9 protein-coding genes are annotated in these 14,266 nt (G+C 36.6%); all 9 read right to left on the minus strand.

From position 1 onward, the window contains the following. Positions 1-28 precede the first annotated feature (28 nt). Positions 29-3,280 (minus strand): TonB-dependent receptor, encoded by a 3,252-nt coding sequence (locus ACSHWW_RS01465; protein WP_435680624.1) that lies wholly within the window; start codon positions 3,278-3,280, stop codon positions 29-31. 113 nt (positions 3,281-3,393) lie between these two features. Next, positions 3,394-5,031 (minus strand): glucose-6-phosphate isomerase, encoded by a 1,638-nt coding sequence (pgi, locus tag ACSHWW_RS01470; RefSeq protein WP_435680625.1) that lies wholly within the window; start codon positions 5,029-5,031, stop codon positions 3,394-3,396. After that, positions 5,028-6,272 (minus strand): peptidoglycan DD-metalloendopeptidase family protein, encoded by a 1,245-nt coding sequence (locus tag ACSHWW_RS01475; protein ID WP_435680626.1) that lies wholly within the window; start codon positions 6,270-6,272, stop codon positions 5,028-5,030. The genes pgi and ACSHWW_RS01475 overlap by 4 nt, the downstream gene beginning before the upstream one ends. Before the next feature lie 3 nt (positions 6,273-6,275). After that, positions 6,276-7,244 carry a tryptophan 2,3-dioxygenase family protein gene (locus tag ACSHWW_RS01480; RefSeq protein WP_435680627.1) on the minus strand — a complete coding sequence of 323 codons (969 nt, stop codon included), beginning with the start codon at positions 7,242-7,244 and terminating at the stop codon, positions 6,276-6,278. A 99-nt stretch (positions 7,245-7,343) separates the two neighbouring features. Continuing rightward, on the minus strand, positions 7,344-8,132 hold the full coding sequence (locus ACSHWW_RS01485) for a DUF3108 domain-containing protein (RefSeq protein WP_435680628.1): 789 nt from the start codon (positions 8,130-8,132) through the stop codon (positions 7,344-7,346). A gap of 81 nt (positions 8,133-8,213) precedes the next feature. Beyond that, positions 8,214-8,849, minus strand: a complete 636-nt coding sequence (locus ACSHWW_RS01490) for a hypothetical protein (protein ID WP_435680629.1) — start codon at positions 8,847-8,849, stop codon at positions 8,214-8,216. 44 nt (positions 8,850-8,893) lie between these two features. Next, positions 8,894-10,051, minus strand: a complete 1,158-nt coding sequence (locus ACSHWW_RS01495) for a homogentisate 1,2-dioxygenase (RefSeq protein ID WP_435680630.1) — start codon at positions 10,049-10,051, stop codon at positions 8,894-8,896. Positions 10,052-10,158: 107 nt separating this feature from the next. Next, positions 10,159-12,393 (minus strand): patatin-like phospholipase family protein, encoded by a 2,235-nt coding sequence (locus ACSHWW_RS01500; protein ID WP_435680840.1) that lies wholly within the window; start codon positions 12,391-12,393, stop codon positions 10,159-10,161. Further along, positions 12,380-14,179: an excinuclease ABC subunit UvrC gene (uvrC, locus tag ACSHWW_RS01505; protein WP_435680631.1), complete on the minus strand. Its 1,800-nt coding sequence runs from the start codon at positions 14,177-14,179 to the stop codon at positions 12,380-12,382. Before uvrC ends, ACSHWW_RS01500 begins: the two co-directional genes overlap by 14 nt. Between the last annotated feature and the right edge of the window lie 87 nt (positions 14,180-14,266).

Here is a 14,266-nt window from a genome sequence, read left to right on the forward strand (position 1 = left end):
TTTATAAAATGTATGTTTTAAATAACTCTTAGTTAAAGATATATCTTAAACCTACTTGCATTTGCCATCTTGAAGAACGAGTTCCACCATCATCAATCACTTCGATATCATCGTTTGTGAAATTAGGGTTGAAACTGAATTCAGGATCTGGCCCACCACTTTCAGTAGTAATTAATCCTACTTCACCAAAGTTAGGTACAAATGTTCTTTGTCCCCAATCTTTGTTTAATAGGTTAGCAAAGTTGAATACATCTAAAGAAATCTGTAAAGTGTTCTTATTTTCTTTATTTGCACCAGTATAGATAGAAAAGTCTTGTAAGAATTTAAGATCGATACTGTGATTCCATGATGCACGACTCGCATTAGCTTCAGCATACTTACCACGACGACTACTTAGGTAATCATCATTTTCAATGAATCTATCAAGAGCAATCCATTGGTCTGCTGCAGAGATACCATCGTTATCTACAAGGTTGATTTCGCTTGCGTTTCTAGGAACATAGATTAATGCGTTATCACGTGAATCATCACCTAATAAATCGCTTCCTTCATTGTATATATAAGAAACTCTACCACCATTCTGTCCTGTGTAGAAAACACCAAAAGTAGTTGCGATGTTTTCATTCCAGTCTTTTCTATAAGTAGCGTTTGCTATAATTTGATGTCCTGTTGCAAATTGAGAGTTTTGAACTTGTGCAGTATTCTTACCGTTTACTGTAAGTACGTTTCTCCACTGACTACTGTTTTGAGAAGATGTTCCTTCAAAAACGCTCTGACCATCACCATAAGTATAAGCTACCTGACCACCAAAACCATTTGTAACTGGCTTAGTTAATGTAAATGTTGCGTTGTAAGAATAACCAGCATTAGTATTAGTACCTAGATAGATATTGTTATAAGTGTTATCTAATCTGTTACGGTTCCAGTATAAACGATCATCAGCACCATTCAAGTTTCCTTGTGGACCTACGGTATTAAGGTTCTGGTAAGTAACGTCAGTTAAAACTTCATTATAAAGGAAATCTGCAGATGCGATCAATCCCCAAATTTTAGTTTTTTGATCTATACCTATGTTAGTTTTTAAACGCTGTGGCAATTTAAAGTCTGGAGCAAAAAGATCAATCTGACCACCTAGCTGACCACTACCTGGAGCAGCACCGTTACCGATAGGTTGGTTGTTAGGATCTGAATTAAAGAATACTTCATCTAAGTCAAAGTCTCTTTCATCTACAGAACCTACAGAGATACCGTTATTATTATAAGCTCCACCAGGCCATACTAGAGGAATTCTTGATGTAAATACACCTATTCCACCACGTATTTGTGTAGAGTTATCACCTTTAACATCCCAGTTGAATCCTAATCTAGGAGCTAGGTGCAGTTGACTTTTAATAGGAGTTCCTACTCTAGCTCCTTGTAAATCTTGACCTGCAGCCTCGAGTATTGCTACTGTACGAGTGTTGAAATCTTCATTTACTGTTCCTTCTTCAAAGAATGGAGTGTCAACACGCAAACCATAAGTTAAACGTAAGTTGTCTGTTACGTTCCAAGCGTCTTGTAAATAGAATCCTAACATAGAATATCTAAATGCAGCCGCAGCAGCTTCAATATCATCTCCTGTAGTTCCAGCTGGATCTAAAAGAGAGTAGCTGTAGTCATAAGCATCTGCAGCGACATCATTTGTTGCGTCATTATCAAAATAAGTATTGAAATCATCAAGACTTAAGAATTGATATTGACCAAAATTTTGTCTTACAAATACGTTTCTTACATCAAAGTGTTCAAAACTACCACCGATAGTGAAGTTGTGAGCACCAGACTGAATTTCAAAGTTGTTAGTTACATTGAATAACTTCTGGTCTAGAATGTTTCCTGTAGAAAATGCTTCAGATCCAAAAGTGATTCTTCCATTACCATCATTTATTTGTACTCTAGAGAAATTATTTCCTATAGGATCTCTATCATCATTTACAGTAGAGTAACCTATTACTAAATTGTTAGAAAGGTTAGATCCATTTGTTGTTCTCCATTCAAAGGTTGTGCTGTTAGTTTCAGATTTGAATAGAATTCCTGCATTTGCAAAGTTGATGCTATTTGCATTACTTAAACCTGGTGAGTTGGATTCTCCACTTACATAATTATGCTTTAATGTAAAAGTGTTTTTTGCGTTCAAGTTGTAATCCAGACGTGCTGTAAATGTGTTTGAAGTAAGTGACTGTGTACCATCTTCAAAATCACCAGGATTGTAACCAAAAACGTTTGTCAAATTATCACGAAGGGTTTGTATGTCAGCTAGTGAAGAGTCACCATTGTAAGCACTCGCGTCAAAGAAACGTGGAGTCTCTTCATCTTGTCTTTCATAATTCAAGAAGAAAAATAATTTATCCTTGATAATAGGTCCACCTATTCTCATCCCTATACGTGATGCCGTGAACTCATCAAGTTTTTCTCTATCATCAGCTTCAAAACCTCCTGGAGTTTTACCAGCAAGGTCTTCACTTCTATAGTAACTATAAGCAGATCCTGCCCATTTGTTAGTACCAGAACGAGTAATAGCGTTAATTGCTCCACCAGCAAAACCTGACTGACGTACATCAAAAGGTGCAAGATTAACAGAGAACGATTCAATAGCGTCAAGTGAAATAGGATTAACTCCTATTTGTCCACCATTTGTTCCTGAAGCTGCTAAACCAAAAACGTCATTACTAACAGCTCCATCAATATAGAATGAGTTATAACGATTGTTCTGACCACCTAAGCTAATTCCGCCACCTTCATTAACTTGAGCTTGTGGAGTTTTTCTTAGTAAATCTGCGATATTACGAGTTACAGTAGGTAGTGTTTCAATTTCACGAGTAGAAATGTTAGTCTCAGGTCCTGTTTTTCCTGAATCAAAAATCCCATCTCTAACTGCTTCTATAACTATAGCGTCTAGCGCATTAGTATCTGCCTCAAGTGTTGCTTCAATACGTTCAGATTCACCTAATTGTAAATAAATATCACTTAAAACGATTTCATTCTTACCTACGTAAGATATAGTAACAGTGTAAGGTCCACCTACACGCATGTTGTTAATACGATAGTATCCATCTATGTCTGTAGATGTTCCATACTTCGTATTTGTAGGAGTGTGTACTGCTACTACAGTAGCTCCTAGAAGAGGTTCATTCTCTGCTTCGAGAATTCGACCATTGATACTCGAGGTTGTTACTTGAGCACTCATGACCATGGAGCTTAATAAAAGCCCGATTGCAAAAAGAAATTGTAAAGATTTTTTCATTCCTATCAGTTTAGTTTGTTTTGCAAAAGTACTGACGAAATGAATGTTCTACATTAATTTATCTTTAAGAATATAAAAAACTTATAAACTTTAAAATATTGGCAAACAGAAGATTAACTATTTGCCTGTGCAAATCTTTTTAAAATAGCGGTTGTGGAGCTGTCGTGACCGTCAAATTTCTTGTTTTCTATGTCATCAAGAATCGCATCGGCAAGAACTTTTCCTAGTTCAACGCCCCATTGATCATAACTGTAAATATTCCATATTACACCTTCAGTAAAAATCTTATGTTCATACATCGCAACGAGTTTTCCTATACTCTTTGGTGTCAACTCATCAATGAGTAATGTCGTTGTAGGTTGATCACCTTCAAAGACTTTAAATGGTAATAATTTCTCTATTTCTTCGGCGCTTTTTCCTGCTTTTTCCAGATCTTTTTTGGCTTCGGCTTTTGTTTTACCGTTCATTAATGCCTCAGTTTGGGCTATGAAGTTTGCCATCAATTTATTGTGGTGATCTGGTTGGTCGTATTTCGCTTTCGCGAAAGCGATAAAATGAGCCGGAATTAACTTAGTTCCTTGATGAATTAACTGGAAAAAAGCATGTTGTGAGTTAGTTCCTGGTTCACCCCAAACGATGTTTCCAGTATCATAAGTCACTGGATTACCATCGCGATCTACACTTTTACCATTACTTTCCATAATGGCTTGCTGTAAATAAGCTGGCAATCTATGTAAATATTGAGTGTACGGAATTACAGCTTCGCTTTGAGACATGTAAAAGTTATTATACCAAATAGTCATTAAAGCGAGTTGTACCGGTATATTCTGGTCAAAAGCGGTGTCCTTAAAATGGTTGTCCATTTCATGAGCGCCATCTAGTAAAGCCTGGAAATTTTTAGATCCTATCCCTAGTGCGACAGACATTCCTACGGTACTCCACAAAGAGAAACGGCCACCTACCCAATCAAACATAGGGAAGATGTTTGTAGCGTCTATCCCAAATGCTACGGCTTTATCCACATTACTGCTTACGGCAATAAAATGTTTAGAAACTGCTGCTGCATCTATCTTTTCTGTAAACCAGTTTCTGATTGTTGTTGCGTTTGTAAGTGTTTCTTGAGTTCCAAAAGATTTAGAAACGATTACAAACAGAGTAGTTGCTGGGTTGATTTTTTTAAGTACTTCTTCTACGTGATCACCTTCTACATTTGAAACAAAATGAAGTGTCATGTCATTTTTATAAGTTTGTAAAGATTCATAGATCATTACAGGACCTAAATCACTTCCACCTATTCCTATGTTAACTATCGTGTTAAACTTGTCGCCGCTAGCAGTTAAGATCGTTCCATTGAGAACACTATCCACATAAGTGAACATTTTTTCCTTGCTTTCTAGAGCAGCTTTTACATTTTCAGTCACACTTTTAGGTGCATCTTCAAGTGGAGTTCGCAGTGCGGTGTGAAGTACAGCCCTGTTTTCAGTAGCGTTTATAATATGGCCATTGAAATAAGAGTTAATCGCACCTTTAAGATCACATTCAGTCGCAAGAGCGGTAAGGTGTTCTTTAGTGATCGCAGTAATTAAGTTTTTTGAAAAATCGACGTAAAAATCATTATTTACTAACGTGAACTTTTCTGCTCTTGAGGAATCTTTTTTGAATTCTTCTCTTAAACTAAAATGATCAAAACCTTCAAAATGTTTTTCAAGTTTAAGCCATGCAGTAGTTTCTGTAGGATTTATATTTTTCATAGAATCTGATCGTCGTTGTCGTTTTTAAAAGGTACTAAGTCTATTTTCTCCTTAAGAGGTTGAATAAAGTTGAGGTAGTCTTCCATTTTTTCTTTAGGCAGTGGATCTGCGCTCGGTAAATTTTGTTTATAAGGATCGACTTGCTTGCCATTTACCCAGAATCTATAACATACATGTGGTCCTGTTGCAAGACCTGTAGAACCTACAGTTCCTATAACTTGACCTTGCTTGACTCGTTGCCCTACTTTTACTTTACGTTTAGTCATGTGCAGGTACTGAGTCGTGTAAGTGCCATTATGTTGAACCTTTACATAATTACCATTACCTCTGGTATATCCTGATTTTGTGACTACGCCATTTGCCGTAGAGACGATAGGAGTACCATAAGCGGCAGCATAGTCAGTTCCTTTGTGAGCTTTCCAGCGTTTTTGAACTGGATGAAATCTGCGTTTAGTAAAACGACTTGAGATTCTAGAATAATTTACGGGTGCTTTTAAGAAAAAACTACGCAGTGTTTTACCATTCTCGTCATAGTAATCACTCACTTGATTAATAGAATCTGTCTCAAATTCAAATGCGTAGAAAGGTGTTTTATCAGTTTCAAATACAGCTGCTTCTATACTTTCTATTCCAGCAAATATGCTGTCATTTATATAGCGCTCTGTATAAATCATTTTAAAACGATCGCCTTTTTGAAGTCTGAAAAAATCAATGGACCATCGATAAATATCAGACAGTTCATAGATGGCGCTCATACCTAGTCCTTCTTCTTCCATCGCCTCAGATAGTGTGGAATTTATGATACCGCTGGCAGTTTTTTTAACAAATTTAATGGGATGTTTATCCTTGTAGGCATTTAAACTATCGGCAAAGTTGAGTACCACGTAGTCCATTTTAGTAGGCTCATAAATAAAAGCCTCAGGAGTTCCCAGGCTGTCTTTTCTTTTTAAAATTTTATAAGGTTTACCTACCTGAATGCGGCGCACGTTATAAACAGAATCTAGTGTTTGAGAAGCTTTAAAAACGCTTTGTCCATCAACAAGATGTGCATCTATAATTTTTCCAAAAGTGTCTCCGTTTTTTACCGTATCTGTAACGACCTCATAGTTGTTAAGGTCAAAACCGTATTGCATAACCGGTAAAACTACCTCAGCGACAACAGGTTCTACATAAACTTCTTTTTCTTTGCAAGCTGTTAGGCTCATTCCTAGTGCTAGAACCAGGATTAGAAATTTCTTCATTTATTATTTTGTATTTAAAACGTGGTTCACCCATTGCTGTCCCCATTCCTCATGTTCTTTTTCAGTCCATAGAGTAGGGAAGAAACAGATTTTCTGGAAACTAGGTGGTAAGAATTCTTTCCAGTTTGTTCCTCCTGTTGCTTTTACCGCTTTGCCTTCTTTACGCAGGTATCTGTGTGCTGCGCCTGTGTGCATGAGTTTCCAGTTAATGTTTGTGTTTTGGTCTAGAGTACGCAACGCGTCTTTTAAATCTTGTGTTTGTTCTTCCTCAGGAAGTGACAAATATTTCTGATTTAGATTAGAACTTTCTACTTCTTCTATAATTCTTAAAAACCTAGGTGTATAACGTTCTTCAAATTGTTTTAGTGTAAGCGTTTTTTCTCCAGTATCCATATCGATACCACCTTTTTTCCAGTACACATTATCATATAGTTCTAGATGAGTTGTGCTGGTTCCGCTTTCGCGAAAGCGAGATCTAACAGATGGATGTACTAGATTTATCAAGTCCGTGCTGTAAAATTCTACCATTCTATACTGAGCGCTCTGGAAACCACTTGCTGGTAATAATGACATGCGGAATTTGAGAAATTGATCACGCTCCATTCCAGTAATCATGACCTCAAACGAGTTGATCATAACAGAGAAATAGGTATTAATCCTCAGTGCTTTTTCTTTAAAAAATGCGCCTGTAAGATTTTCGTTTTCTATGATTTGTTTTTGCTCATGAATAATGAGCTTTAAATACAATTCTGATATTTGATGATAACTTAAAAATATCAACTCATCGGGAAATTCTGTAGAGGTAACCTGTAGGCTTAATAAAGTTTCAACACGTATGTAATCCCAGTAAGTTAAATATTTATCATAGAGCAAACCGTCTAAGTAAGAGGTCATGTCCTGTCCAGAATTCTTAAATTTTTCTTCTAGTAGCTTTATGCGTTGCGCAATTTCAGGACTGATTTCTTGTGACATGATAACATTTTACGGGTTCTACAAATGTAATAATACCTGAGAAACCCTAAAACGTATCTATCTAATAAAGCAGGATGTTGTTAACAGCAATATGTTAATCTAATCTGGCAAGGTCTTGAACTGGTATTTCAATCCTTTAAAAGCATCTAAGTCTGCAGTAAGAGACCCTACAGCTAGTTTTGCTTTAATCTTTAAAGGCATTTTATTCTCGTCATCAGAGATCCACACCGTAAGACTTTCTTCTTCTTTAAATACACGACCAGATTGTACATAAGGTCTGAATTCAAGTGCTGGAATTTTACCGAATTTAGTACGAATAGTATCACGACCTAAGAACTTCAATTTAAAATCAAAATTCTCATTATCAAAAAACATAGGTAATTGAAACTCGTCTCCTTTTTCAAGTGTTGTGATATCCACTATAGTACGCAAGTGATAAAAGGCACTCATCATATCTTGAGTAGCAGGCTCTATGTTCATAGATTCTACTTTATCGCGTTTTTTATCATTTATCAGAGCTGTTCCAGCCTCGTGATCAAAATCAATTTGGATATTCTTAGTATGTCCACCTTCATCTATATCGCGTATAAAACGATACGGTTTTACTGTGGTGCGATCTATATAAGTTTCATAGCGGTCATCTACTTTAAAGAACAAGTGCATGAGTCCCGTAGATTTTCCTTTTCCTTTTATATGATATACGTCTTTTCCATCCAGCTTAGCTTCTGATACCTGCATGGTCGCATAGCTAGCGTTAAAAATACCGTAGTGTATTCTGAATCGGAACCATTCACCTTTTTTGAACGCCATTTCTGGTGGCGCAGTACTAGGCATGAATGCAGTCGTAGAGATAAATATAGCGAGTAATATAAGTAAGGTCTTTTTCATGATGCTGTTATTTAAGCGTGTTTTCACACGTTTCAAACTTAGAATTACAAAACCCGTTCCAAAACTCATTTTAATCGCTTTTTAGTCTTCAGGAACTTCCTCAATTACAGTTTCAATCTCTTCAATCTCCATTTCTATGGAGTCGATATCTTGCTCCATACTGTCTATTTCTTCTTCATATTCATACCAGTCATCTTCCACTTCAGACTCTTCATAGTCTAATTCTTCATCATAGTACTCATTATCATTCCCAAAAATATCTTGGAAATCTGAATCACCAAATCTGTAAGCATTATCAAATACATCAAACAAGCCAAGACCGATAATCAATAGACTCACAATTCCTACTACTAGATTGAAAATTTTTGCATTGCTCACCTTTTTGAAACTACCAGGATCGTATTGCTCTGCATTCTGTTTGTATTTATTTACACTATTGTTTGCTAAAATAAATCCTATCACAGAAAGAATAAATGCAAGAATCGGTCCTCCAAAACAACAACATAATACAAATACACATGTTGCTATAATGGCTAGCACCATTGCGCTAGGATCTGCTGGTAACTTAGTGCGATAGGGTTGTGAGCTCCAGTTCTGTCCACCTTGATTCTGATTTTGCTGCTGATTTCTCGTGCTGTCAAAACCTTGATTTGTGTAATTGTTATCTTCCCAAGATCTGTTCTGGTTAGAAGAATTATTAGTTGTGTTGTTTTCCAATGGTAACGTCTTTATTGATAATTTATGATTGCAAATATAGTGGCTTATTCTAACCAGCTTTTGTGATATTCTTCATCTGCAATTTCGAGTGCGGCTTTTGTGACCTGTAATGGTTTAAATGTATCAACCATTACTGCGAGTTCTTCAGTTTCTGTTTTTCCTATGCTACGTTCTGCAGCTCCTGGATGTGGACCATGAGGAATTCCTGCAGGATGTAAACTTATATGCCCAGCATCGATATCATTACGGCTCATAAAATCACCATCTACATAATACAAGACTTCATCACTGTCTATATTACTATGATTATAAGGTGCCGGAATACTATCTGGATGATAGTCATACAATCGAGGTACAAAACTACATACTACAAACGCATCTGTTTCAAAAGTTTGATGTACTGGTGGCGGCTGGTGGATACGACCTGTAATAGGTTCAAAATCATGAATAGAAAGTGCATAAGGAAAATTATAACCATCATATCCTACCACATCAAATGGATGTGAAGCATAAACCATGTCAAAAATCTCATCCTGCTTTTTTACCTTCATGTGAAAATCACCGAGCTCGTCGTGAGTTTCTAATGTCTCGGGTCTTCTTAAATCACGTTCACAAAATGGAGAATGTTCCAGCAACTGACCGAACCAGTTTCTGTAACGTTTAGGCGTGTAAATAGGTCGTCTGGATTCGGTAATGAATAACCTATTGTCTTTATCGTTAAAACGGAGCTTGTAAATAACACCACGTGGGATTAATAAATAATCTCCATATTTAAAATCTATATTACCTAAATGTGTGCGTAGCGTTCCAGATCCTTTGTGGATAAAAATGAGCTCGTCTGCATCTGAGTTTTTATAGAAATAATCTTCCATAGACTCTTGTGGCGCAGCAAGTATAATGTTTACATCACTATTAGTAAGAACTACCGTGCGGCTCTCTAAGTAATCTGCCTTAGGTTTTACTTGAAATCCTCTAAAACGATATGATTTGATATGATTTGCAAGCGCGATCTCAGGTTTTACAGAATACTGACCTTTAATCTCTTTTACCATGGTAGGTCTATGGACGTGATATGAATTTGTAGACATCCCATCAAAACCTATGGTTCCAAAAAGCTGTTCAGAATATAATTCACCGTTAGGTTTTCTGAAAATCGTGTGTCTTTTGGGTGGTATTTTCCCGAGTTTATGATAAAAAGGCATGTGCTTTTATTTTTGTTTTAGCAATTTCGGAAATTCTTGAGACGATTCCATGCATTAAGCTAATTATTTTGAATGAGTTAGTGAGGATACGCTTTCGCGAAAGCGTACTAAAACTGAAATCCTAGATTTACATAAAACTCACCTTCTTTTTGCTCAGGACTGAAGCTATATTTTAACTCCAGTGGTCCTAGAAAAGTTTCTAAACCATAACCTATCGCATATCCTGTAAAGCCGTCTGTACTGAACCAGTGCGATTTTTCAAAAAGATAATCTTCAATCTTTACAGAGTTTGTACTTAAGATAATATGGTTGTTTTTAAAAATCTCATAATCGACTTCTATAAGACCACTTATAACCGTATTACCGCTTAAACTGATAAAATCATATCCATAGAATGGCAGGATATTGTTAATGCGTCTTGCACCATAACCACCTAAATAAAAGTCAAATGTGCTGTTTCCTGGATTACCTATAGGTAATCCTAGGAGTAAATTACCTCTCAGACTTAGGTTGCCAAAACTTCTCGCATGACCTATACTGACTTGTGCCAGCGAGAACTCCTGAAAATTATTAGTTGTTCCACTATTATATAAATACAAGTGAAGATCGCCATCTACTTTCCAACCGCTAGAAGGGAAAAATAAATTATCATAGGTGTCATAAAGCAGCCTTGTATAAATGCTGCTATAATCACTATTTTCAAAAATGGTGCGATTGTCTGCTGGGTTAGTGGTGCTTAATGTTTCTGTAAATAAACGCAAGGATTTATACTCTGCACCTATGGACAGGTTAAATCCATTACTCAATCTAGTTTGTAAAAAGAGTTGCTGTGTCCAGTCATTATAATCTAGACTTATGGAGTTTACATTTATAGGGTCACCTGTAACTTGTTGCACAAATTGTGCGTCGATTTGTTTATCAAACTGGATAAACTCACTGTGCAATCCTATAGACCAATATTTACCTTTATCAATATAATAATCAAGGTTATAACGTACATTATCACCCAGAATCACGTCTGCAGATATGATGTCACTATCAAATAGCACATTTTTTCTAGTAAGATTCACCAGCGCAGCGCTTCTCATCAACTCGTCATAATGAACACCTAGTCTTAAATAATTGCGTACCGTAGATTCTATCACACCTATTTCAAGCACCGCACCATCTGGTGTGTTGATGATTTCATAGTTGATTTTAGAAAAATTATTAGTCGCTTGAAGGTTGTTAATTCCATCTCTAATAGCGGTGTAAGCGACGTTACCTGGTGTTTCAATTTTAAAACGTCCATTGATGTATGCTCTAGAATATCTTTCATTTCCATTAATATAAACCTGTGCTACATAGATACTGTCTGAGGCGACGGCATTTAACTGCGGTCTCTGGTAATTTTGCGTAACAAGTGCTTTAAGTTCTTCTTCCTTTTTAAGTGCTGCAATTTTACCTTCACTAATTATTTGTGTTCCTGCATCAAATGAGATAACGGTGTACTTCTCAATATTGGGTTGAATGTAAATATCAGTTAGTCTTGACTTATCCTTCATCGCATTTATCGTACGATAATTGTTGATTTGGGTAAGAATGTCAAACGCTCCATTGAGATGTTCACGATCTTTTAATCCATCTTGAACATCTACTCCTATAATAATATCTATTCCTAGCGCTCTTAATTTTTCTACAGGATAATTATCTGTCACACCACCATCTATAAAAAGCCGATTTTCTATTTCTACAGGAGCAAACAGTGATGGTAATGCACCACTAGCATTTACTGCACGAGGTAAATAACCACTATCTAGGATTACGTCCTCACCTGTCTCCACATCAGTCGCGATGCAAAAGAATGGAATGGGCAACTCACTAAAATCACTCACATCCTTAACATGAGAAAGCAGTCTTGAGAGCAAATTATAAATGTTCTGTCCTTTACTCAAGGAGTTAGGGACTTGAACTTTAAAGTCTTTGAAAGGTAGAGTAACAGCATATCGCTCGTTCTCTCGTCGTTCAAAAAATGTTTTAGATTCTCTAGGAATATCATCACTTATAATATCGTCAAAGTTGATGGTCTTAAAAATTGAGTCCAGCTGCTTACCCGTATAACCTGACGCATATAAAGATCCTACAATTGCGCCCATACTGGTTCCCGCGACATAATCTACTTGAATACCTAATGAATCTATGACTTTTAAAGTTCCTATATGAGCAAGGCCTTTGGCGCCACCACCAGAAAGTACGAGTCCTATTTTTTGTTTTTTAATTTCTTGATTTTGTTGCGCTGTGACATATATCGCTTGCGCGAAAACCAATAACAAAACAAGTCCTAATTTCTTACTCACTTTCATCATTGTAAAAATCGATTATTTTTTGCGCTCGTGAAACACCTACCACAGTTTCAAGCTCTTTTTTACTGGCTTCTTTAATTCTTTTAACAGATCTAAAGTGACGCAATAAGTCTACCGCTGTTTTTTCTCCTATTCCAGGAATGTTATCTAGTTCAGTTTCAATCGCTTGCTTACTGCGTTTATTGCGATGATGTGTAATCCCGAATCTGTGCGCCTCATTCCTCATTTGCTGGATTACTTTTAAGGTTTCAGAACGTTTATCTAGGTATAATGGTACAGGATCATTAGGATAAAAAAGTTCTTCCAGCCTTTTTGCAATTCCTATAATGGTAATTTTACCGCGCAACCCTAATCGATCGAGTGCTTTTAAACCACTGGATAGCTGACCTTTTCCACCATCAACTACTACAAGTTGCGGTAACGGCTCGCCTTCTTCCTGCAACCTGCGATATCTTCTATGAACGACCTCTTCCATACTCGCAAAATCATCTGGTCCTTCAACGGTTTTAATATTGAAGTTGCGATAATCTTTTTTGCTCGGTTTCCCATTTTTAAAAACCACACAAGCTGCCACAGGATTAGTTCCTTGAATGTTTGAATTATCAAAACATTCAATGTGAGTAGGCTCCACGTCCAGTCTCAAGTCTGCTTTCATTTGTGCCATTAATCGTTTCACATGTCGGTCAGGATCTACGATTTTAATAGTCTTAAACTGCTCCTGACGGAAGAATTTTGCGTTTCTCAACGATAAATCTACAATCTTCTTTTTGTCGCCCAGTTGAGGAATCGTGACTTTAATCTGGTCGCCTAATGCTACTTTAAATGGTACATAAATCTCTTTACACTGTGAGTTGAATCGTTGGCGCAATTCTATAATCGCTATTTCTAGCAATTCTTGATCTGTTTCTTCTAGTTTCTTCTTAATCTCTAAGGTGTGAGAACGTACAATTGCACCATGTGATAATTGCAAGTAGTTCACATAAGCATGCGTCTCGTCAGATATTAATGAGAACACATCTACATCAGTAATTTTAGAATTAACGACTGTAGATTTAGACTGATATTTTGTGAGGATTTCTAGTTTTTCTTTAATACGCTGCGCATCTTCAAACTGCATGTTACCAGCAAGTTCCATCATTTGAGATTCAAAATGCTTTGCCGCATTTTTATAATCTCCTTTAACTATATTGCGCACGTTATCTATATTCTGTGCATAAGCCGTTTCGCTCATGAGATTTTCACAAGGTCCAGCGCAATTTCCTATATGATATTCCAGACATACTTTATATTTGCCAGCGTTAATTTTATCGGCACTCAAGTCATATTTACAAGTCCGCAGAGGATACAATCCTTTAATTAAATCAAGTAACGCACGCACTGTTTTTACACTTGAAAATGGGCCATAATACTCGCTGCCGTCTTTAATCATGCGACGTGTTAAAAATATGCGTGGGAAACGTTCGTTTTTAATACACAACCATGGATAGGTTTTGTCATCCCGCAACATAATATTATATCGCGGATTCCTATTTTTAATCAGTGAGTTCTCCAGCAGCAGCGCATCCATTTCAGTCTCCACCACGATGTGCTCAATAGTCACGATTTTCTTCACCATCGATTTGATGCGATAACTGTCGTGATTTTTTGTGAAATAAGAGGAAACGCGCTTCTTCAAGTTCTTTGCCTTACCTACATAGAGCAGTTTGTGGTCTTTATCATAGTATTGATAAACACCAGGTGTAGAAGGTAAAATTTTTATTTGGACCTCGAGTGGAGATAATTCCATAGCGATGTAAAGTTAGGAATTTTCTAGGGCACGCTTTCGCGAAAGCGTATTAAAATCAACCCAAATTCTTATCATTTCTATAACGCA

Origin of the sequence: Nonlabens sp., assembly GCF_051251825.1 — a bacterium.
Taxonomy (GTDB): Bacteria; Bacteroidota; Bacteroidia; order Flavobacteriales; family Flavobacteriaceae; genus Nonlabens.

Coding starts and splice junctions, on each gene's coding strand:
- ACSHWW_RS01500 (WP_435680840.1), bottom strand. CDS start 12,393: ATGAAAGTGAGTAAGAAATTAGGACTTGTTTTGTTATTGGTTTTCGCG.
- ACSHWW_RS01475 (WP_435680626.1), bottom strand. CDS start 6,272: ATGAAGAAATTTCTAATCCTGGTTCTAGCACTAGGAATGAGCCTAACA.
- ACSHWW_RS01485 (WP_435680628.1), bottom strand. CDS start 8,132: ATGAAAAAGACCTTACTTATATTACTCGCTATATTTATCTCTACGACT.
- ACSHWW_RS01480 (WP_435680627.1), bottom strand. CDS start 7,244: ATGTCACAAGAAATCAGTCCTGAAATTGCGCAACGCATAAAGCTACTA.
- ACSHWW_RS01465 (WP_435680624.1), bottom strand. CDS start 3,280: ATGAAAAAATCTTTACAATTTCTTTTTGCAATCGGGCTTTTATTAAGC.
- pgi (WP_435680625.1), bottom strand. CDS start 5,031: ATGAAAAATATAAATCCTACAGAAACTACTGCATGGCTTAAACTTGAA.
- ACSHWW_RS01495 (WP_435680630.1), bottom strand. CDS start 10,051: ATGCCTTTTTATCATAAACTCGGGAAAATACCACCCAAAAGACACACG.
- uvrC (WP_435680631.1), bottom strand. CDS start 14,179: ATGGAATTATCTCCACTCGAGGTCCAAATAAAAATTTTACCTTCTACA.